Origin of the sequence: Devosia sp. LjRoot3, from assembly GCF_964252865.1 — a bacterium.
GTDB lineage: Bacteria > Pseudomonadota > Alphaproteobacteria > Rhizobiales > Devosiaceae > Devosia.
This window is the reverse complement of record NZ_CAXUPK020000001.1, coordinates 89,264-109,438: the sequence shown is the minus strand read 5'-3', so window position 1 is coordinate 109,438 and position 20,175 is coordinate 89,264. Positions and strand designations below refer to the sequence as shown.

Here is a 20,175-nt window from a genome sequence, read left to right as displayed (position 1 = left end):
CCCGTACCCCTCATCCGCCCTTCGGGCACCTTCTCCCGCAAGGGGAGAAGGAAAGCTGGTGCGTGAGACAAACGCCCACCCCAATTGCCCCCGCCCCCTCAAGCTTGTAGATCAGCCCCTGCATGACCAAATGTGGCAGAACCAATTTCGCGAGCTGACCCTATGACCGATCTCAAGCTACTGGCGCTTGATACTGAAGATCTCGCCGTGCTTTCCGCCCATGTGCAGGATGCCGTCGTGCGCACCGTCGACATGGGCTATGCCCGCGGCGACCGGCGCTTTGCCCTGTTGATGAACCGCTACGACTGGACCGAAGACAAGCCGCGCAGCAAGGGCCTCCGCAAGCGCTCCGGGCTGCATTTCGACCGCGTCGAGAATGTCGCCTATGCCGGCTTCGATCCGGCTTCGCCCGAAGGTGTGCTCAATCTCCTGGCGCTGACCTTCACGCCGGCCCCCGATGGCGTTTCCGGCGTGGTAGAAATCACCTTTGCCGGCGGCGGCACGGTGCGGTTGACGGTTGAGGTGCTTGAGGCACGACTGGCCGATCTTGGGGCAGCCTGGGCCGCGGCGGCAAAGCCGGCACATAAGCTCGATTGATAGCGGCGCTCCGGCGCGCGGGGCCCCACCCCCACCCGTCCTCCCCCATCAAGGGGGAGGTGTTGCATCGAGTTTGAGACTGGCTCTCGTCCCAACCGCCAGACCGCCCCCCCTTGATGGGGGAGGCAGGGAGGGGGTGACGAGAGCCCCGATCTCCCCGACCAAACCCATTCCCCCCTTGCGATCAAACTCCCCATCGGGATAGATCGCATCACTCCACTTCGCCGCTATCCCGGACCGCCAATGCCTCTACGCCTCGACAGCGCCGCTGATGATTTCGAGTCCCGCTTTGTCGAGCTGCTTGCCAGCAAGCGCGAAGCCTCCCAGGAAGTGGGCGATATCGTCGCCGGGATCATTGCCGATGTGCGCGCCCGTGGCGACGAAGCCGTGGCCGAGCTGACCAACAAATTCGACAAGGCCGGCGTTACCCCGCAAACCCTGCGCTTTTCGGCCGAAGAAATCGCCGAAGCCGCTGCCCGCGTCACCCCAGATGTCCGCGAAGCGCTGCAGACCGCGCATGATCGCATCAAGTCGCATCACGAGCGGCAGATGCCCAAGGATGACATCTACACCGACGCCCTCGGCGTCACGCTCGGCTCGCGCTGGACCGCCATCGATGCCGTCGGCATCTATGTCCCAGGCGGCCTCGCCTCCTACCCCTCTTCGGTGCTGATGAACGCCGTGCCGGCCAAAGTCGCCGGCGTTTCGCGCATCGCCATGGTCGTGCCCACGCCCAATGGGCAACTGGCTTCGGCTATTCTCTGCGCCGCTCAGATTGCCGGCGTCACCGAGATTTACCGCGTCGGCGGCGCCCAGGCCGTAGCCGCCCTCGCCTATGGCACCAGTGCCATTGCCCGCGTCGACAAGATCATGGGCCCCGGCAATGCTTTCGTCGCTGCTGCAAAACGCCAGGTGTTCGGCCAGGTCGGCATCGACCTCATCGCCGGCCCCTCCGAAGTCCTCGTCATTGCCGACCACTCGGCCAATCCCGCCTGGGTCGCCGCCGATCTCATCGCCCAGGCCGAACATGGCGGGGGCGCCCAGTCGATCCTCGTCACGACGGATGAAAAACTGGCCGACGCCGTGGAAGCTGAAGTCGACCGGCAGCTAAGCCTCCTCCCCAAGGAATCCATCGCCCGGGAAGGCTGGGACGAATTCGGCGCCATCATCACCGTCGATTCGCTCGAAACGGCGACCAACCTAGCCAATCGCATCGCTTCCGAGCATGTGGAACTCGCCATCGACGATCCGCAATCGCTGGTCCCTGCCATTCGCCATGCCGGCGCGATCTTTCTGGGTCACCACACGCCTGAAGCCATTGGCGATTATGTCGGCGGCTCCAACCACGTCTTGCCCACTGCCCGCTCGGCGCGCTTTGCCTCGGGCCTCGGCGTGCTTGATTTCGTCAAGCGCACCTCGATCCTGGGCTGCACGCCGTCATCGCTCTCGGCCCTTGCCGAAGCGGCGGTCACCATCGCCGAAGTCGAAGCGCTCGATGGCCACGGGCGCTCCATTTCGATTCGGCTCAACCGTTGAGCATTTCGATGGGCACAAGCGAGGCGGCCTCCAGCACCAATCGTCTGGTCACCGTCACGCTCGACCCCAATACGATCACGTCCATAAATCCCGACGAGGTGCATGAATGGCGCATCGCCATTTATGACCTCCTCGAATCCAACAGTTTTCGTCCGGCCCGCGTTGCCGCCGAGGGCCCCTATGCCCTCCACGTCTCGATCATCGGCAATTCCATCGTGCTCGATGTGCGTCACCCCGAAACTTTTCAGCCGATCGCCGCGCACTACATTTCGCTGACCCCGTTCCGCCGGCTGATCCGAGATTATTTCCGCATTCGCGACGCCTATTACGAGGCGATCCGCTCCGCGCAGCCGTTCCAGATCGAAACCGTCGACATGGCGCGGCGCGGCATGCACAACGAGGCAGCCGAGCTGCTGCGCACGCGACTCCACAACAAGATCATCATCGATCTCAATACGGCGCGGCGGCTTTTCACCTTGATTTGCGCCGTGCAGCCCTATGCCAGCCGCATCGACGAGGCGACGAGCGAACTGCCCTCGGTGCTTTTCGTGTGCTCGATGAACTCGGTACGCTCGCCCATCGCCGCGGCGCTCGCCCGCCAATCCTTCCCCGGCCGCATCATCGCGCGCTCGGTTGGCGTCAATGGTGGCAAGGCCGATCAGTTCGTGCATGAGGTCATGGAAGAAATCGGCATTGATATGTCGATCCATACGCCCCATATTCTCGATGAGCTCGTTGCCAACCGCTTCGATCTCGTCATCACCCTGTCCGATGACGCCCCCGATGCAGTGGCCCGCAAGGGTCTCGAGGCCGGCGAAATCGAACAATGGACGGTGCCGGACCCTTCGCTCGTCGAAGGCAGCCGCGAGGTAGTTCTGTCGGCCTATCGCGAACTTCGCGACGGTCTCAGACGCCGCGTTCGCACTCGTTTGGAACCACTGGTTTCCGGTAGTTCACAAAGCCACTGATTTGCAGTAGGTTCCGCCCAAATTTGCGGCCGCCGCCGAGCAGTTTCGCTCGCGGGGGTCTTCCCAGGAGAAAGTATGGCCAAAGAAGAAGTGCTCGAATTCCCGGGCGTGGTCACCGAATTGCTTCCCAACGCGACCTTCCGGGTCAAGCTGGAAAACGAACACGAGATCATCGCTCACACCGCGGGCCGCATGCGCAAGAACCGTATCCGCGTTCTCGCCGGCGACAAGGTGCTGTGTGAAATGACTCCTTACGACCTCACCAAGGGTCGCATCACCTATCGTTTCAAGTAAGGTTTGGCGCGACCACCCGGCGGGTGGTCAAAACGCTTCGGTGGAGCGTTTTGAGCGACGAACGCCCTGAGCCATGCGAAGGGCCGTCCTGTTTCAGCGGAGCTCGACGTCATCATGGCCTCAAGGCCCGAATTAATCCTGGCCTCCGCCTCGCCGCGCCGGCTTGCACTGCTCAACCAGATCGGCATCGAGCCTGAGCATCTGGTTCCGGCCCATGTCGACGAGACGCCCGAAAAAGGCGAATTGCCGCGCAAGCTTGCCGGCCGCCTGGCTGAACTGAAAGCTCTCACCGCCCAGCACAAGGCCCGCGTCGCCGGTTTCGGCTCCGACGCTCTCGTCCTTGCTGCCGATACGGTGGTGGCGGTCGGCCGGCGCATCCTGCCCAAGGCCGAGACCATGGAAGAGGCATCCGATTGCCTCCGCCTGCTCTCGGGCCGCGCGCATCGCGTCTATACCGGCGTCACGCTCCTGACCCCCTCCGGGGCCAAGCGGCAGCGCATCGTTGAAACACGCCTGCGCTTCAAGCGCCTCTCCACCCGCGAAATGGAAGCCTATCTCGCTAGTGCCGAATGGCGCGACAAGGCGGGTGGCTATGCCATTCAGGGCATTGCCGGGTCCTTCGTCGTAAAACTCTCCGGCTCCTATTCCGGCGTCGTCGGCCTGCCGCTCCATGAGGTTACCCAGCTCCTCGCCGGCGAGGGCTACCCGGTGCATTTCAACTGGCTCAATCAGTCGAGCCTGACGGGCGTCTGATGGACCCGCAAAAGAAATGCCCGATCTGCGGCAAGCCAGCAGTCGACAAGTTCAAGCCCTTCTGCTCAAAACGCTGTGCCGATGTCGATCTCAATCGCTGGCTCACCGGCTCCTATGTCATCCCCGCGCGGGATGACGAGCCGCCCATCGAAAACGACGACGAATAGGCACTTTGGCCGGGCTCGCGGGTAACAGTCTGCTAACGAACTAGCCTCTTTATCCACATGACGTTTTCGCGCTTGCGCGCACAAAAACGATCTCCTATAAGGCCCGTGGCTCGCAGCCGATGGCTCGCGAAATAGATGCCCGAGTAGCTCAGTTGGTAGAGCAGCGGATTGAAAATCCGCGTGTCACTGGTTCGATTCCGGTCTCGGGCACCACCTCCCAATCTTCATTGTCTCTCAACGTTCTAGCCCTTCCGCTCTTGCCGGTTGCGTTTTCGCGCGGGTAAATCAGCAGGAACCAACGGGAGGCCACCCCGATGCTGCCACGCGCAATCCGCCCTGCCGCTGCCATCGCGGGCGCCCTGACTCTCGCCGGTTGCAGCGCCGCCGGCGGCCCGCCCTCCATTCCCATCTTCGGCTCCTTCTTTCCCGCCTGGATCATCTGCGCCGTCGGCGGAATTGTCGTGGCCGTGATCATCCGGGCGCTGCTGATCGCCCTCAGGATCGACGAACATTTGCCAGCACCGCCATTGGTTTACCTATGCCTCGCCATCAGCGGCGGCATTGGTTTCTGGATGATCTGGTCGGGAGTGGCGTGATGCGCGCGATCTTGGGAAAAGCCATTGGCTATGCTGTTTTCATCGGCACCGCTGTGATGATCTACCTCGCCTGGAGCGCCGGCCTTGCCAGCCCGCGCTCGGACGTGGCGGAGATCGAAGCGCCGGTCATCCAGATTTCCTCGACCGTGCCAGGCCGGATCATTTCCATCGCTGTCACCAACAATGACGCGGTCAAAGCCGGTGACATTCTTTTCCAGATCGACCCCGAGCCCTATCGCCTGCGGCTCGAACAGGCGCAGGCAGAACTGCGCGCCACCCAGTCGGAACTGGCGCAGGGCGAGCGCAATATCGCCACCGAACAGTCCAATGCCGACGTCGCGCAAAAGCAGATCGAGCGCGCTCAGTTCAATGCCGACCTCGCGCGGCAAACCCTGGAACGGTTGGAGCCGCTGCTCGACCGGGGTTTTGTGACGGCGCAACAGGTGGACCAAGCCCGCACGACCTATAACGACTCCCTCGTCAGCCTCGACCAGGCGCTGCAGCAATCGCAGGGCGCGAGCCAGGTGATCGGTACGCTCGATACGCGACAGGCCCAGGTCGATACCGCGACCGCAACGGTGGCCTTGGCCCAGCGCGATCTCGACAATACCACGGTACGGGCGCCGTTTGACGGCATCGTCACCGGCCTCACCATGCCGGCGGGACAATATGTCATCACCGGGCAGACGGTCTTTGCCATGATCGACACGTCACAATGGGAGGCCGTCGCGTTTTTCCGCGAAACCGAATTGCCCAATATTGCCGTGGGCGATGCGGCCGAAGTCTTCGTCATGGCCAATACGCGCGTGCCGGTGCGGGGCACCGTGTCCGCCATCGGCTGGGGCGTGCGCTCGGCCGATGCCGCCACCATTCTGGGCCTGCCGATCGTTTCGAACTCGCTCAACTGGGTGAAAGTGGCCAAGCGCTTCCCGGTCTATGTGGAACTGCACGAGCCACCGACCGACCTGATGCGCGTGGGTGCCTCCGCAGTCGTTGTGATTCAGGGCGCGGCGGACGCAGATGATGACGGCAACGCGCACTAGATACGGCCTTACCGCGCTGCTCCTTGACGAGCTGCGCCCCTATGAGGGCCGGCTGGGTGCCTCGCTGCGCATGGCACTGTGCTGTGTGCTCGTGGTGGTTCTGGCGATGAGCCAGCAGGTGCCTGAGGCCGCGCTCTCCTGCTATCTCATCTTCTTTGCCAGCCGCGACAATGCGGCGAGCGGCATTCTGATCGCCATTGCCCTGATCATTGCCGCTTCGGTGGGGATACTCCTGGGGCTGGTCTTCCTGCAATTTGCCGCTGACGAGCCGATGCTGCGGCTCGGCCTCATGGCCGCCTTCACTTTTGGCGGCATGTATTTTTCCGTGGCCACTCGCGCCGGTCCGATTGCGGCGACGGTCGGTTTTGTCTTCGCTTTCGTGATGACGCTCTACGATTTCGTGCCCATTCCCGAACTGCTGTCGCGCGGATTGAGCTGGATGTGGGTCGTGGTGTTCTTCCCCATGGCGGTGCTCATTCTGGTCAATGCGCTGATTGGCCCCAATCCTGCAACGCTCGTCAGAAAGTCGATCGGCAAGCGCCTACGTGCGAGCGCGGCGCTGCTCCGGGGTGAGGCTGGCGCTGACGCAGAGGCGCAGGAACTGCTGGAAGAGCCAGCCAGCGAACTCGCCTCCCCGGCGCGTCTCGGTGCGCTCTTCGGCTTTCATTCCAAGGCGGAAGCCCAGCGGCTGGGTGCCATGATGCCCGAGGTGCAGGCACTGCTGGTCGAAGCACTGGCGGCAGGAGAGGATCGGACGCTGGCCCAGGGGCTGGATCGACTTGCCCGGACTATCGAAGAGCGGCGTGATGTCGACCCCGGTTGGCGTCTTTCGGCAGCGTCAGGGGGCACGGCACCCTTGGCGAAGCGGGCCGAAAATCTCGCAGGCCTTTGGTCGGGTCGCGTCCCCCTGCCCCCGCCGGAAAAGGTGGCGGCGGAGCCGGCCGATACATTTACCAACCCGGCCTATATGCAGTTTGCGCTCAAAACCATGCTGGCGGTGTTCATCACCTACGGCATCTATACGGCGCGCAACTGGTTCGAAATCCACACCGCCATGATCACGTGCTTCTATGTAGCGCTCGGAAGCACTGGGGAAACGCTGCACAAGGCGGCCCTGCGCATTGCCGGATGTATCATCGGGGCGGCAATGGGCATTGCCAGCATCGTCTTCCTCATGCCGCACATGACCGATATCGGCCATTTGCTGCTGCTGGTGGCTGCGGGTAGCTTTATCGCGGCCTGGGTCGCGAACGGGTCGAGCCTGGTCCAATATATGGGCTGGCAGATGGCCCTGGCCTTCTTCCTCTGCGTGCTGCAGGGTTTTGGTCCGGCCTTTGATATCGACGTGGCGACCAATCGCATTCTCGGCATTCTGATCGGCAATGTTGTGGTCACCGTGGTTTTCCTCTGGCTCTGGCCGGTCAGCGTCAGCGCCGGAACGGCGCTCCATCTCGGTCGTGCGGTGCGAGGGCTCGCCGATGCGCTGCGCCGGGCCGGCGGCAATCTTGCCAGCATCCTCCCCGAACTCGATGCGGCGCGGCGCCTAGCGCGCCTTTCCGCCTTCGAGGCCTCGCGGCTGCGCGTCCGCTCGCCGCTGCTGCCACATGCAAAAACCATCATGGCTGCGAGTGAGGAAGCAACATCGGGCATAGCCCGGCTACGCCTTCTTCGCGATCGTCCGCGCTACCTTTTTGGCGCGCCGCGCTGTGTGAAAGCAGCAACGCTTGCACAGGAAGCGTCCGCCGCCCGGTTTCTGGACGATGCCGCCTGGGCTATTCTGGCGCCCGAACCTGAGGCAATGACCATGCTCGACCAGTCGCTGTCCCGATCATTCGATACTCTTGCGCGGCTTGAGCGTCAGCTTGCACATGCGCCGCGCCGGGCATCCTGGCGCCGAGATCTCGAAGCGACGGCCCGGTCCTATCGCGACCTCCTCGAAGGATTTTCCCTCACGGTTGGAGCGCTCTGATGCCAGGCGTTCACCTCATGACCCGTCTCGCCGCAGTGCTGCTGGTCATTGTGCTGGCGGCCTGTTCCAGCTCAGCGCTCAATCTGGCCTCAAAAAGTGCAACGACGCCCTATCGGGGCACGGCCGGGCAGCCGGCGGCTGATCCGGGCGTCGCCGACTATGGCGTCACGCCCGACCCAAATATGCCGATCGCGATTGCGGCGCCAAAGCTCGACCCCAATCACAGCTATAGCCTGCCCGAGCTCATCAATATCGCGCAGCTCGCCAATCCGGCCACGCAAGCCGCCTGGCAGCGGGCGCGCGAGGCCGCGGCGGCGACGGGCATAGCCGAAGCCTCCTATCTGCCACTCATCACCGCGGACGTGCTGGCCGGCTACGCCGTAACCTCCAATACAGCGCCCGGGATCGATGGGCTGCTCATCACTGTCCCGAATGGCACGATCACCACATCTGGCGCACAGGCGGTGCCATCGCTGGCGGTCAAATGGCTGCTGTTCGATTTCGGTGCGCGGGACGCGGCTTTGGCTGGCGCCCAACAGCTCTCCTTTGCCGCCAATGTCGGGTTCAACGCGGCGCATCAAAAACTGATCTATGATGTCAGCAGCGCCTTCTTCCAATTTAGCGCCGCACGATCGCAGACGCGGATCGATCGCGAGGCGCTGAACAATGCCAAGGTGGTGTTGGAGGCCGCCGAGGCACGGCTGGGCCAGGGTGTCGCGACCACGATGGAAGTGGCCCAGGCCAAGCAGCAGGTGGCCCAGGCCGAGTTCGACCTGACCGGAGCCAGTGGTCGTGAGCGCAGCACCTATTCGATCCTGCTCGGCGCCATGGGTATTTCGCCCACGACGTCAATCAAGGTGCAGGACCTCGCCGGCAAATCCCTGCCGCGACAGGTACCGACCAATCTCGACCAGTTGATCGTCGCTTCCCTGCAGCGCCGGCCCGATGTGCAGGCCTCGCTGGCACAGATGAAGGCAAGCGAACAAGGGATTGCCGCGGCACAGGCCGAGTTCCTGCCCAAGGTGGCGGTAACAGGCACGGTCAACCGCACTTTTGGCAGCTATTCGATCAGCGACAGCCGGTTCGGCTCGACGGCGACGCTGGATGTCAATCAGCCCAATGCCGCCGTTCTTCTCGGCGTCACCATGCCGATCTTCGACGGTGGCATGCGGGAGGCGCGCATGGATGCTGCCGTGTCGGCGGCGGCGGCCTCGCAGCACGATTTTGCCCGGCTGCAGAGCGTTGCAGCGCAGGAAATCGTTGTCGCCTATGACGTGCTGAGGACGAGCCTGTCGGCCAATGCGGCAGCGGCGGAACTGGTGAACGCAGCGCAGACCAATTACGAAGCGGCGCTCGACTATTACAAGAACGGGCTCGGGACACTGGCCGATATCAGCGTGGCGCAAACCGGGTTGCTGAAGGCCCAATATGCGCAGGCGCAGGCCCGCAGCGACGCTTTTGTCGCCGCGGCGACCCTGGCCTTTGCCACCGGCAGCCTGACAAACGCGAACAGTCTCTAGGGTATTGTTCTGTCGCGCCTTCAGGCGGAGGCCTCAGGCACCCGCTTTGCCGGCCACCTTGCGGGGCGTCACTTCGATTTCGGGCTCTTCCATGGCCTCGGCGATCGGCGTGGTCCGCGGCATGCGGTTCCAGGCGTCGAGCGCGGCGATCTTATAGGCCTCGGCAAGGGTCGGATAGTTGAAGGCATTCTCGACGAAGTAGTCGAGCGTACCGCCCAAGTTCAGCACCGCCTGGCCGATATGGATCAGTTCGGTGGCGCCCTCCCCGACGATATGGACGCCGAGGAGCTTGCGGGTATCGAGCGCGAAGATCATCTTCATCATGCCCGACTGCAGGCCCATAATGTGGCCGCGCGAGGTCTCGCGGAAGCGGGCTATGCCGGCCTCGTACGGGATGTTCTGTGCCCGCACCTGCTGCTCGGTGAGGCCGACCGTGGAAATTTCCGGCACGGCATAAATGCCATAGGGGAAAAATTCCGGCGCCGGCGGCATCGGAGCACCGCAGGCGTGCAGAGCGGCGATGCGCCCCTGTTCCATCGAGGTGGAGGCCAGCGATGGCCAGCCGATGACGTCGCCGGCCGCATAGATGTTGCGCACTTCGGTCTGGAAGGTCACCGGATCGACTTTCAGCCGACCACGATCGACCGGCGTGATACCGGCATTTTCGAGACCCAGATTGGCGGTCGCGCCGGAGCGGCCGGCTGCGTAGAGCAGCATGTCGGTGCGGATGCGGCGGCCGTCGGCGAGGATCGACACCGCCCAACCCTGCTCGTCGATCTCGACCTTTTCGACCTTGGTGCCGAGCCGCAGCGTAACGCCGCGCTGGCGTAGATCGTGGGTGAATTCCTCGATGATTTCGCGATCGATGAAATCGAGAATGGTGTCCTTGGGCTCGACGATAGTGACGGGCACGTCGAGCGCGGAAAAGATCGTGGCATATTCAATGCCGATAACACCGGCACCAACCACCGTCAGGCTCCGCGGTACGCGGGGCTCGGAGACCAAGCTATCGCTGTCGAGCACGGAATGGTCGTTGAACGGGATATTGGCCGGGCGATAGGGCGCGGTGCCCACGGCGATCACGGCATGATCGAAACCGAAACGGGTCTCATCGCCATCCGGAGCCACGACCGCGATGTGGTTCTGATCGATGAAACGGGCCATGCCACCAAACGTGCGCACCCCATTGCGGTTGAACTGGTGTTCGAGAACCTCGATCTCGTGGTTGAGCGTCATCCGCAGGCGGGCGCCGAGATCCTTGCCCTCGATGTCCTTTTTGACGCGATAGGAAAGACCATAGAAGCCGCGTTCACGCCAACCGGAGAGGTTGAGTACGGTCTCGCGCAGGGTCTTTGAAGGAATGGTGCCGGTATGGACGGAGACGCCGCCCAGACGAAGGCGATTCTCCACCACCAATACCGATTTGCCCAGCTTGGCTGCCTGCACGGCGGCGCGGCGGCCGGCCGGCCCCGAACCGATGACGATGAGATCGAAATGTTCCAAAAAAGGCCCCTGGATCCGACGGCAGAGACTAAGCCGCAGAGATGACAACACGAATGCACCGGATCACGCCAGCCCAGGGATGGGCTGGCAGATATGCGCAGGGGGCACACTAGCCCAGATGTGTTACCAATCGTTTCGGAGCCGAGGCTCTATCAGCCCTGTTCGGAAGCCGGATAGACACCCAGGATGCTGAACTGATCGGTGAAGAATTTTAGCTCGTCAAAGGCGTGCTGCACACTGACATCGTCCGGGTGGCCCTCGATGTCGGCATAGAACTGGGTCGCCGTGAAGGCGCCGCCGACCATATAGCTTTCGAGCTTGGTCATGTTGACGCCGTTGGTGGCGAAGCCGCCCATGGCCTTGTAGAGCGCCGCCGGTACGTTGCGCACGCGGAAGATGAAGGTGGTCTTCACCTTGCCCTGCTGTGGCGCGAGCTTTTCCTTGGGCGAGAGCACGAGGAAGCGCGTCGTATTGTGGTCGGCGTCCTCGATATTGCTGGCGAGCACGTTGAGGCCATAGATTTCGCCGGCAAAGCGCGAGGCGATGGCGGCGACCGACTTATCGGCCTTCTGGGCGATCTCGCGGGCGGAGCCGGCAGTATCGACGGCATTGATGGTGCGGAAGCCGTTTTCGGAGATGAAGCGGCGGCACTGGCCGAGAGCTACCGACAGCGACTGAACCGCCTTGATGTCCTCGAGGGTCGCGCCCGGCACGCCGAGCAGGTTCATTTCGACGCGAAGATAGGTCTCGCCGATGATGAACAGGCCGCTTTCGGGCAGCAGATGGTGAATGTCGGTGATGCGCCCATAGAGCGAATTTTCGACCGGAACCACGGCGAAGTCGGCCTTGCCGGACTGCACGGCATTGAGCGTTTCCTCAAAGGTCACGCAGCCCACGAACTCTTCGCCGGGAAACACATTGGCGGCCGCGGCATGGCTGAAGGCGCCGGGTTCACCTTGAAAGGCTATTTTCTTGCTCATGGGATGTCCGTTCATCTGGCCCTGCGGGCTTTAGTCCCGGCGACTATGGGTGTCAATCGGAGGTTGCCAAGGCTAAATTGGCATGACATTGGGGGAATTGTCGCATCTGGGGATTGCCCTGTTGCGCCTCACGAGGCGTAATACTATCTTCCGCGCGCGTCGGACCGGGCTTGTTGAGGCAGGCTTTCTCTTGAAAGCCGGTAGTTGAGTTCGGTTCGTTCAATGTCCACCCGGGGATGGACCGGCAGAGAGACCAAATGGATTCGTTTGAGCTAAACAAGATTATGGGCGCCGTCCTTGGCACACTGATGTTTGTCATGGGCGTGGGCTTCCTGGCTGAGGCCATCTACCACCCAATCGAAGACCGCGGCCCGGGCTATGCCCTGCCGGAGCCGGAAGTGGCCGAAGCCGGCGGCGGCGAAGAAGCTGCGCCCGAAGTGTCCCTCGGGGTGCTCCTCGCCAGCGCCAGCGCCGAACGCGGCGCCGCGGCCGTGCGCAAGTGCCAGTCCTGCCACAATTTTGGTGAAGGCGAGCCCAACAAGCAGGGCCCGAACCTCTACCACATCGTGGGCGCCAGCGAAGCGCATGCCGATGGCTTTGCCTATTCCGACGCTCTGCTTGAGCACAAGGCTGCCGGTGATATCTGGACCTATGAGAACCTCAATGAGTTCCTGACCAATCCCAAGGCCTATGCCCCGGGCACCAAGATGACCTTTGCCGGTGTTCGTTCGCCGGAAGAGCGCGCCGACATCCTGGCCTATCTCCAGACCCTGTCGCCCGAACCCGTGCCCTTCCCGGCTGCCGAGGCCGCCCCGGCCGAATCACCGGCTGAAGGCGAAGCCGCTCCGGCAGCGGAAGGCGCCGAGCCTGCTGCGCCGGCCGCCGCAACCGAGACGCCGACGACCACCGAGACTGAGACCAATGTCGAGGGTACGCCGGCTGCCAGCGGCGAGGCCACCCAGGCTCCTGCCGCTGCGCCCGCGACCACCACGCACTGAGCCTGGTTCCGGTTTCGACCCAAAAGCACAAGCCGCGCCGAAAGCGCGGCTTTTTTCTTGAGAAGGCCCACCACCATGATGCTTCTGCACGTGACCGATGTCGACGAGGCCAGCTGGGCCGAATCCTTCCGCAAGACCTTGGCCCCCTATCCGGTCGTGCGGCGCGGTGACGATTTCGATCCCGCCGATGTGCGCTATATCTTTGTCTGGAAGCCGCAGCCGGATGCCTTTGATGGCCTGACCGGGCTTGAGGTCATCCTGTCGCGCGGCGCCGGTGTCGACGCCCTGATGCAGCATCCGCGACTGCCTGACGTGCCAATCGTGCGCTTTGTCGACGAAAACCTCAGCCAGCGCATGAGCGACTATGTCGTGGCCCATGTCACCATGCATCACCGCCAATATACGCGCTTCCACCGGGACCAGCAGGCGCGCCGCTGGAGCCAGTACTATCCGCCCGCGGCTAGCGAAACCACGGTCGGTATCATGGGCATGGGCGTTTTGGGGCAGGACGCTGCGCGTCGCCTCGTGCCACTGGGGTTTTCGCTGCGCAGCTGGAGCCGTACGCCCAAGCGGGTCGAGGGCGTTGAGTGCTTTGCCGGTGACGAGGGGTTTGAGCCGTTCCTCGCCGGCACCGATATTCTGGTCAACCTGCTGCCGCTGACCCCGGACACGACCGGCATTCTCAACACCGACACCTTTTCCAAACTGCGGCGCGGCAGTTTTGAGGGTGGACCGGTGATCATCAATGCAGCGCGCGGCGGGCACCAGCGCGAGGCCGATATCGTCAAGGCGCTGAACGATGGCACGCTGGGCGCGGCCAGCCTCGATGTTTTCGAGGTCGAACCCCTGCCGCAGAGCAGCCCCCTCTGGGATATTGAGAACTGCTATATCACCCCCCACATCGCCGCCATTTCTGACGAAAGGAGCGGCGTGCGCTACTTTACGAAGGTGGTTGAAGACCATCGGAAAGGCAGGGGCCTCATCAATGTTGTCGACCGGGCGCGCGGTTATTGACGGAAAGTTCACTGGCCCGCGTCGAAAAACACCCTAAACCTTGTCGCGCAAGCGATTTCGTCACGGGGACTGCATGACCGATACTGCACCGGCAGCCAAACTCAGCTTCTATGATCGTCTGAAGCTGGCCACAAAGCATCGCCTGGCCGAACCCATATTGGCACTGCTGTGCTTTCTCGAAGCCATGATCATCCCGGTATTTCCGGAGATCATGCTGGCGCCGATGATCATTGCAGACCGCATGCGGGCCTGGCGCCTTGCTGCGATCTGCACGGTAGCTTCGGTCACCGGGGGCCTAGCCGGTTACGCGATCGGCTACTTCCTCTTCGACAGCATCGGCAAGGGCATCATCGAATTCTATGGCGCCGCGAATGGCTTTGAATCGCTGCGCCAGAGTTTTAATGACAACGGCCCCCTGATGATCCTGATCGGCGCGCTCTCGCCCATTCCCTACAAGGTGATCACCATCACCTCGGGCGTTGCCGGGCTCGATATCTGGACCTTTGTCATTTATGGCATCATCGGGCGTGGCCTACGCTATTTCGTCCCCTGCGGGCTTTTCTACTTCTTCGGGCCGCTGGCCGGCGAATTCATCGAGAAGCACAAGAAATGGGCCGGATGGGGCATGGTGGCCCTGGTCGTCGTCGGCTTCGCCATGGCGCCGCTGCTGTTTCCCAAGGGCGATGCCAGCATGGACCTGACGCCCAATCATGCCGAGATCGAAGACGTCTATCCCGAGGGCTAAAGCTCGAGCACCCAATACTGACCGTTGAGATCGGCACCGAACGAGTGGTGCCGTTCTTCCTTGGCGAGGACAAAACCGGCCTTCTGATAGATCGAGCGGGCCGAGGCGAGACAATCCTGCGTCCAGAGCATGATGCGCTTGTAGCCTGACATTTTGGCGAAGGAGACGGCTTCGGCAACGAGCCGCCCGCCGACGCCGCGTCCGCGGAACATTGGCTCGGCATAGAGCATGCGCAGCTGCGCAGTGCCTTCTTCTCCGTCCTCGGCGGGCAGGACGAAGACCGAGCCAGCCACTTCACCCTCGATTTCTGCCACCCACAGCTGCTTGGCCGGTGTGCTGGGTGCCGCTTCGAAGTCGGCATAGATACGGGTGATGAGTGTTTCGAACTCGCCGTTCCAGCCCTGCTCAAGATGGTAGAGCACAGCCTGGCGATGAATGAGCCAGCCAATCTCGCCGACGCGGGATGAACGGAGAACGAGTGTTGTCTCCTCTGGCTCGGCGAGTAGCGCTGAAATGCGGCGCATGGAGCCGACAAGGTCCCGCTGTTCGAACGGGGTCAGGGGATCGAGCAGGGTTTCTGCCGCCGTGGCGTCGCTCATGGCATTAAAGTGTTTTGCTACTTCGCGGCCCTCACGCGTCAGCGCCAGCGGCACCGAACGCCTGTCGCCAGCACGAGGCAGAACGGCGACGATATCCTGGCTTACCAGCTTGCCGACCAAGCGGCTCAGCTGCGCCCGGTCCATACCGAGCGTCTCGGCCACCATGGCGGACGTGGTCGTGCCGGCCTTGTCGAGCTCATAAATCACCCGCGCTTCCGAGAGGGTGTGCAAGGTCTGATGCATGCCCTCTTCGAGAAGCCCGATGATCCGCGTGTAGAAGCGATTGAAGGCGCGCACTTGCGCAATGTCGGCTGGTTCGGCCATGACGAAACTCCTGAATGCTTGATTCAATCAAGCATTCAGTTGTCAAAGTCAACTATCTCAAACTAGGCGCCGAAACGCTTGCGGATAACCGAGAAAAGAGCGCGAATGCCCTGATCGGTGGCGCCGACCGGACGGCCCGGCCGGGCTTCCGGGGCCCAGGCGAGAATGTCGAGATGCACCCAGGCCTTGGCCTTGCTGACGAAGCGACGCAGGAAGAGCGCGGCGATGACGGAGCCGGCATAACCGCCAGCGCCAGTATTATTCATGTCGGCGATTTTTGAGGACAGCTGCCCGTCATAGGGGGACCAGAGGGGCATGTGCCAGAAGGGATCTTCTACCGAGAGCCCGGCGGCGGTGATTTCGGCGGCCAAGGCATCATCAGTCGAATAAAGCGGCGGCAGTTCGGGGCCCAGCGCCACGCGGGCGGCCCCCGTCAACGTCGCCATGTCGACGATGAGTTCGGGGCTTTCCTCGTCGGCCAGCGCCAGGGCATCGGCGAGGATCAGACGGCCTTCGGCGTCGGTATTGCCGATCTCGACAGTGAGGCCGCGGCGTGAATGGAGCACGTCGCCGGGCCGGAAAGCATTGCCGGAAATGGCGTTTTCGACGACGGGCAGCAGAACGCGCAGGCGCACGGGCAGTTTTGCGGAGACGATAGCGTGAGCAAGCCCCAGGATATTGGCGGCGCCGCCCATATCCTTCTTCATCATCAGCATGCCAGCGGCGGTCTTGATGTCGAGGCCGCCGGTATCGAAGGTGACGCCCTTGCCCACCAAGGTCACCTTGGGATGGTTTTCATCGCCCCAGTTGAGGTCGAGGAGACGCGGCGGCTGCGCGCTGGCGCGACCGACGGCGTGGATCATCGGGAAATTTTCGACAAGGAGATCGTCGCCGACGATGGCCTTGAACGTCATGCCGCGCTCTGAGGCAAAACGTTCGACTTCCTTGTGCAGGTTGTCGGGGCCGAGATCGCTCGACGGCGTATTGACGAGGTCGCGCGCCAGCGTGGCGGCGGCGACGTGCCGATCAACTTCTGCGGCATCGGCCCCCTCTGGCAGGACGAGCGTCGGCACTGCCTTGACTTCGCGGTAGCGATCAAAACGATAGGCGCCGAGGCGGAAGGCGATAGCCGCCAGGGTTGGGTCACCGAGGTCGCCTTCGAGGCGATATTCTGCGGCAGGCAGCGCTGTGGCGGCGAGCCCGGCGACAAATGCCGGACGGCCCTCTGCGGCACCGACGCCAAAGAGATAGCCCGCAAGACCATCGGCTTCGCCAGGCAGGGCCAGCAGCTTGCCCCGCTGGCCGGAAAAGCCATTGGCTTCAGCCCAACCGCGCTGGCGCGCGGTCAGGTGACCACCATCGAGCCCTCCCTCACCGACGAAAATGACGGGGATCGGGGATGGGGTGGTCATGAGGCGGCTCCAGCTTGGCTTTGCCTCATAACTAGACCTCTGGCCGTGCTTCGGCAATCGACCAAAATCCCGACTTTAACCGGCTGTTAGGGTTAATGATTTATTGCTGAAGGCAATGAGGGGCATCTGTCCCAGGCGGGAGTTTAGCCTTTGTTGCGTGTCGTTTCCATGAGCCGATCCCTGCGCTGCCTGCTTCTGGCCGGCGCGGCGGTGCTCAGCCTTTCGGCCTGCGCTTCCAATCGCGGGCAGCTTGGGGCGACCGACTATGCCGCTCTTCCCAATGATCAGCGTCAGCAGACGCTTGCGGAACTGACCGGCCGGTACAAGGCCAATCCGCGCGACCGCAATGTGGTCATTCACTATGCCGCGGCCCTAAGAGCCGCTGGCCAGCCGCAGCAGGCCGCCGCAGCGCTGGAACAGGCGATGGGCGCTTATCCCAATGATGTCGAGCTATCGGTCGCCTATGCCAAGGCGCTTGCCTCGATGGGCAGTTTCGAACAGTCCATCGCCGTGCTCGACCGCGCTATCCGGCCCGACGCGCCCGACTGGAATGCACTTCTCGTCAAGGGCGCCTCCCTCGACCAGATGGGACGGCATGGCGAGGCGCGCGCGCTCTATGGCCAGGCGGCAACCATCGCGCCTGGGGAAGCAGCGATCGAGACCAATCTTGGTCTCTCCTATGCAATGACCAATGAGCTGCCCCTGGCCGAGCAGCACCTGCGGCGCGCCGTACAGATGCGCGGCGCATCGTCCCAGACCCGACAGAACCTGGCGCTCGTCGTTGGGCTTCAGGGGCGCTTTGACGAATCCCGCGCGATCTATGCGGCGGAACTGCCGCCCGAGCAGGCCGAGGCCAACATGGCCTATGTACGCGCCTTGCTCACCCAGCAGAACCGCTGGGACATGATCGACAAGGGCTGACCTACCAACTGGGATCGTCGAGATCGCCGGGTTCAGGCGGCAGCTGATGATGGAACGTCCAGATTGCGGCGCCTAGACCCACAAAATTGCTCAGGACGAAGATAGTTTCGATGCCCCATGCCGGCAGTGCGAAGCCGATGCTGCGTTCGAGCCAAACGCTGCCCGGAAGCAGGACCACAAGTAATCCACCCGTGGTGAATAGCCAGGCCCCGTAAGGCTTGCGCCACGGATACTTTGCCCACACCTAGCCGCCGCCCATCATACCGTTGCTCATCACCTTGAGGATGGCGGGCGCCATGATGACGATGAACAGCACCGGCAGGAAGAACAGGATCAGCGGCACAGTCAGCTTGGGCGGCAGGGCGGCAGCTTTCTTTTCGGCCTCCATCATGCGCGCCTCGCGGCCTTCCTCGGCCATGACGCGCAGCGCCTGACCGACGGACGTACCGTAACGATCGGCCTGGATTAGGGCCGTCATCACCGCCTTGACATTGTCGAGGCCAGTGCGGCGACCGAGATTTTCGTAGGCACGGGTGCGGTCTTCGAGGAAGGACAATTCCGCCGTCGTCAACGTCAGCTCCTCGGCCAGTTCCGCACTTTGCTGGCCGATCTCTTTGCCGACGCGCTTGAGGGCGTGTTCCATGGACATGCCCGATTCCACGCAGAGCAGCAGCAGATCGAGACAATCGGACCAGGAACGGCGAATAGATGCCTGGCGCTTCTGCGTTGCGTTCCTGAGCATCAGGACCGGGAAATAGGAACCGATGAGCCCGGCGCCGAGGGCGTAGACGAGATTGAGAAAGACCGGACGATCGCCCGGAATAAGGAAGACCAAATAGACCGCGGCGATGGCAAAGACGACGAAAGGTGTCGCGAAGCGCTGGAACAGGAATGTGGTCAAATGCCCCTGGCCGCGATAGCCGGCCATGGCCAGCTTTTCGACGGTGCTGTCGTCCTGAAAGGCCTTCTTGAGATCGAAGCGGTCGACCGCCCGCTTCATATAGGTCTTGGTTTCAGTTCCGCGGCGGATCGAACTGCGTCCGTCGGTGGGGGTGCCACCGCGCAGACGCGACATTTCCTCGGCCCGCATACGATCGCGCTCGACCGCGACCCGCTTGATGCGGACGCGCATGTCCTGCTTGACGATCATCGAAGAGCCGAAGGTGAAGACCACGGCTGCCGCAGAAATCGCCGCCAGGAGCGCGATGAGAAATTCGCGCGATGTGAGCATCTCGACCATGTGAAAGGCTCCCCTGGGTTAGATTTCGAACTGAATCATGCGGTTCATGACGAAGGCGCCCATGCACATCATCAGGGCGGCTACACCGAGCCAGATATTGCCGATGGGCGTCGAGATCAGCGGCGAGAGATATTCGGGCGAGATCACCGACACCATGATGGAGACGAAAACAGGCAGAGAGCCGATGATGCCGGCGGAGGCCTTGGCTTCCGAGGACATGGCGGCGACCTTCTGCTTCATCTTCTTGCGATTGCGCAGCACGCGCGCGAGATTGCCGAGGGCCTCGGAAAGATTGCCACCCGCCTGCTGCTGCACCGAAATGACGACGACGAAGAAGTTGACTTCGGGCAGAGGCACGCGGTCGAGCAGGATCTGCACGGACTCGGTCATGGAAAAGCCGAAGGACTGCTGATCGAGCACACGGCCGAATTCGGATTTCACCGGTTCCTTGGTGTCCTTGGCAACGACACGCATGGAATCGTTGAGCGGCAGGCCGGTCTTGACGCCGCGCACGATGGCTTCGACGGCATTGGGCAGCTCGTCGAGGAACTGGTTCTGATACTTCTTGCGCCGTCGCTTGACGTAAAAGCGCGGCAGCAGATAGGCGCCGGCCACAGCGAAGATGGCGGCAAAATAGTAGGGCACCTGGGTGATGAGCAGGACCACGAAGAGACCGGCGCCGAAAATGCAGCTATTGCGGATGAAGGCGCCGGGCGAAATCGTCATGCCCGCCTGAAAGATGAGGTCCGGCAGGGTCACGCGTTTTTTGGCGTTGAGCTCGTCGGTTTGGGCCTTGAGCGCCTGCTGAACGGTCTTGCGGCGCGCGTCGCGTGTCCGGTTGACATCGAGTTCCCGACGGGTCGTGCGGATGTCGCCCTGATAGGCTTTGAGACGCTTATCGGCGCGGCTGCTGCCCAGAGCCGAAGGGACCAGAGCAAAGCCAGCGGCGCCAACGGCGATGATAGCCAGAACTGCGAGCAGGATGGCGATGAGCAT

Annotated in this window: 21 protein-coding genes, 1 tRNA gene and 1 pseudogene; 16 read left to right on the top strand and 7 right to left on the bottom strand. The window is 62.7% G+C overall.

The genetic code is table 11. The annotated features are described in order from the left end of the window. Positions 1–162: 162 nt before the first annotated feature. The 12 genes and pseudogenes from ACSQ2A_RS00530 (at position 163) to ACSQ2A_RS00475 (ending at position 9,443) form a co-directional block, all read left to right on the top strand. On the top strand, positions 163–597 hold the full coding sequence (locus ACSQ2A_RS00530) for a DUF2948 family protein (RefSeq protein ID WP_436070654.1): 435 nt from the start codon (positions 163–165) through the stop codon (positions 595–597). 243 nt (positions 598–840) lie between these two features. Beyond that, positions 841–2,133 carry a histidinol dehydrogenase gene (gene hisD, locus ACSQ2A_RS00525; protein WP_436070653.1) on the top strand — a complete coding sequence of 431 codons (1,293 nt, stop codon included), beginning with the start codon at positions 841–843 and terminating at the stop codon, positions 2,131–2,133. Between the two features lie 8 nt (positions 2,134–2,141). After that, positions 2,142–2,615 (top strand): annotated as a pseudogene (locus ACSQ2A_RS00520) (UPF0262 family protein); the annotation flags it as partial. Positions 2,616–2,621: 6 nt separating this feature from the next. Then, complete coding sequence (locus ACSQ2A_RS00515) at positions 2,622–3,101, top strand: hypothetical protein (RefSeq protein WP_295416913.1); 480 nt, start codon at positions 2,622–2,624, stop codon at positions 3,099–3,101. A gap of 75 nt (positions 3,102–3,176) precedes the next feature. Beyond that, entirely contained in the window at positions 3,177–3,395 is a 219-nt protein-coding gene (gene infA, locus ACSQ2A_RS00510; RefSeq protein WP_035082742.1) for a translation initiation factor IF-1, read from the top strand. Positions 3,396–3,509: 114 nt separating this feature from the next. Next, positions 3,510–4,148, top strand: a complete 639-nt coding sequence (locus ACSQ2A_RS00505) for a Maf-like protein (protein WP_056314141.1) — start codon at positions 3,510–3,512, stop codon at positions 4,146–4,148. Then, complete coding sequence (gene yacG, locus ACSQ2A_RS00500; protein ID WP_436070652.1) at positions 4,148–4,315, top strand: DNA gyrase inhibitor YacG; 168 nt, start codon at positions 4,148–4,150, stop codon at positions 4,313–4,315. Before ACSQ2A_RS00505 ends, yacG begins: the two co-directional genes overlap by 1 nt. A gap of 137 nt (positions 4,316–4,452) precedes the next feature. Next, positions 4,453–4,528 (top strand) — tRNA-Phe (locus ACSQ2A_RS00495). 101 nt (positions 4,529–4,629) lie between these two features. After that, a complete protein-coding gene (locus ACSQ2A_RS00490; RefSeq protein ID WP_295416698.1) occupies positions 4,630–4,911 on the top strand; it encodes a YtcA family lipoprotein in 282 nt (93 codons plus the stop codon). Further along, positions 4,911–5,954 carry a multidrug transporter subunit MdtN gene (gene mdtN / locus ACSQ2A_RS00485; protein ID WP_436070651.1) on the top strand — a complete coding sequence of 348 codons (1,044 nt, stop codon included), beginning with the start codon at positions 4,911–4,913 and terminating at the stop codon, positions 5,952–5,954. Before ACSQ2A_RS00490 ends, mdtN begins: the two co-directional genes overlap by 1 nt. Further along, the gene (locus ACSQ2A_RS00480) at positions 5,935–7,923 is read left to right on the top strand and encodes an FUSC family protein (RefSeq protein ID WP_436070650.1); all 1,989 of its coding nucleotides are present in this window, start codon (positions 5,935–5,937) and stop codon (positions 7,921–7,923) included. Before mdtN ends, ACSQ2A_RS00480 begins: the two co-directional genes overlap by 20 nt. After that, positions 7,923–9,443, top strand: coding sequence for a TolC family protein (locus tag ACSQ2A_RS00475; protein ID WP_436070649.1), 1,521 nt, complete (start codon positions 7,923–7,925; stop codon positions 9,441–9,443). The genes ACSQ2A_RS00480 and ACSQ2A_RS00475 overlap by 1 nt, the downstream gene beginning before the upstream one ends. A 33-nt stretch (positions 9,444–9,476) precedes the next feature. Here ACSQ2A_RS00475 and sthA read toward each other — a convergent pair whose 3' ends face one another. Both sthA and ACSQ2A_RS00465 read right to left on the bottom strand, forming a co-directional pair. Beyond that, entirely contained in the window at positions 9,477–10,946 is a 1,470-nt protein-coding gene (sthA, locus tag ACSQ2A_RS00470; protein WP_436070648.1) for a Si-specific NAD(P)(+) transhydrogenase, read from the bottom strand. 152 nt (positions 10,947–11,098) lie between these two features. Then, positions 11,099–11,926: a prephenate dehydratase gene (locus ACSQ2A_RS00465; RefSeq protein ID WP_436070647.1), complete on the bottom strand. Its 828-nt coding sequence runs from the start codon at positions 11,924–11,926 to the stop codon at positions 11,099–11,101. Between the two features lie 257 nt (positions 11,927–12,183). Between ACSQ2A_RS00465 and ACSQ2A_RS00460 the strand changes: the two genes are divergently transcribed. The 3 genes from ACSQ2A_RS00460 to ACSQ2A_RS00450 all read left to right on the top strand — a co-directional run bounded on the left by ACSQ2A_RS00460 (position 12,184) and on the right by ACSQ2A_RS00450 (position 14,683). Further along, entirely contained in the window at positions 12,184–12,924 is a 741-nt protein-coding gene (locus tag ACSQ2A_RS00460) for a c-type cytochrome (protein WP_436070646.1), read from the top strand. A 75-nt stretch (positions 12,925–12,999) separates the two neighbouring features. Then, a complete protein-coding gene (locus ACSQ2A_RS00455; RefSeq protein WP_436070645.1) occupies positions 13,000–13,938 on the top strand; it encodes a 2-hydroxyacid dehydrogenase in 939 nt (312 codons plus the stop codon). Positions 13,939–14,011: 73 nt separating this feature from the next. After that, positions 14,012–14,683, top strand: a complete 672-nt coding sequence (locus ACSQ2A_RS00450) for a YqaA family protein (protein WP_295416678.1) — start codon at positions 14,012–14,014, stop codon at positions 14,681–14,683. Here ACSQ2A_RS00450 and ACSQ2A_RS00445 read toward each other — a convergent pair. Further along, positions 14,680–15,606, bottom strand: a complete 927-nt coding sequence (locus ACSQ2A_RS00445) for a bifunctional helix-turn-helix transcriptional regulator/GNAT family N-acetyltransferase (protein WP_436070644.1) — start codon at positions 15,604–15,606, stop codon at positions 14,680–14,682. The two genes, ACSQ2A_RS00450 and ACSQ2A_RS00445, sit on opposite strands and share 4 nt — an antisense overlap. A gap of 62 nt (positions 15,607–15,668) precedes the next feature. Next, positions 15,669–17,018, bottom strand: a complete 1,350-nt coding sequence (locus ACSQ2A_RS00440; protein WP_436070643.1) for a leucyl aminopeptidase family protein — start codon at positions 17,016–17,018, stop codon at positions 15,669–15,671. 150 nt (positions 17,019–17,168) lie between these two features. On the opposite strand from ACSQ2A_RS00440, the gene ACSQ2A_RS00435 reads away from it, so the two are divergent. Continuing rightward, positions 17,169–17,939 carry a tetratricopeptide repeat protein gene (locus ACSQ2A_RS00435; RefSeq protein ID WP_436070642.1) on the top strand — a complete coding sequence of 257 codons (771 nt, stop codon included), beginning with the start codon at positions 17,169–17,171 and terminating at the stop codon, positions 17,937–17,939. Position 17,940: 1 nt separating this feature from the next. On the opposite strand, the gene ACSQ2A_RS00430 is transcribed toward ACSQ2A_RS00435, so the two are convergent. From ACSQ2A_RS00430 to ACSQ2A_RS00420, 3 genes are all read right to left on the bottom strand, one after another. Next, positions 17,941–18,117, bottom strand: a complete 177-nt coding sequence (locus ACSQ2A_RS00430; RefSeq protein ID WP_436070641.1) for a hypothetical protein — start codon at positions 18,115–18,117, stop codon at positions 17,941–17,943. A gap of 66 nt (positions 18,118–18,183) precedes the next feature. After that, a complete protein-coding gene (locus tag ACSQ2A_RS00425) occupies positions 18,184–19,179 on the bottom strand; it encodes a type II secretion system F family protein (RefSeq protein WP_436070640.1) in 996 nt (331 codons plus the stop codon). Positions 19,180–19,197: 18 nt separating this feature from the next. Then, the gene (locus ACSQ2A_RS00420) at positions 19,198–20,175 is read right to left on the bottom strand and encodes a type II secretion system F family protein (protein WP_436070639.1); all 978 of its coding nucleotides are present in this window, start codon (positions 20,173–20,175) and stop codon (positions 19,198–19,200) included.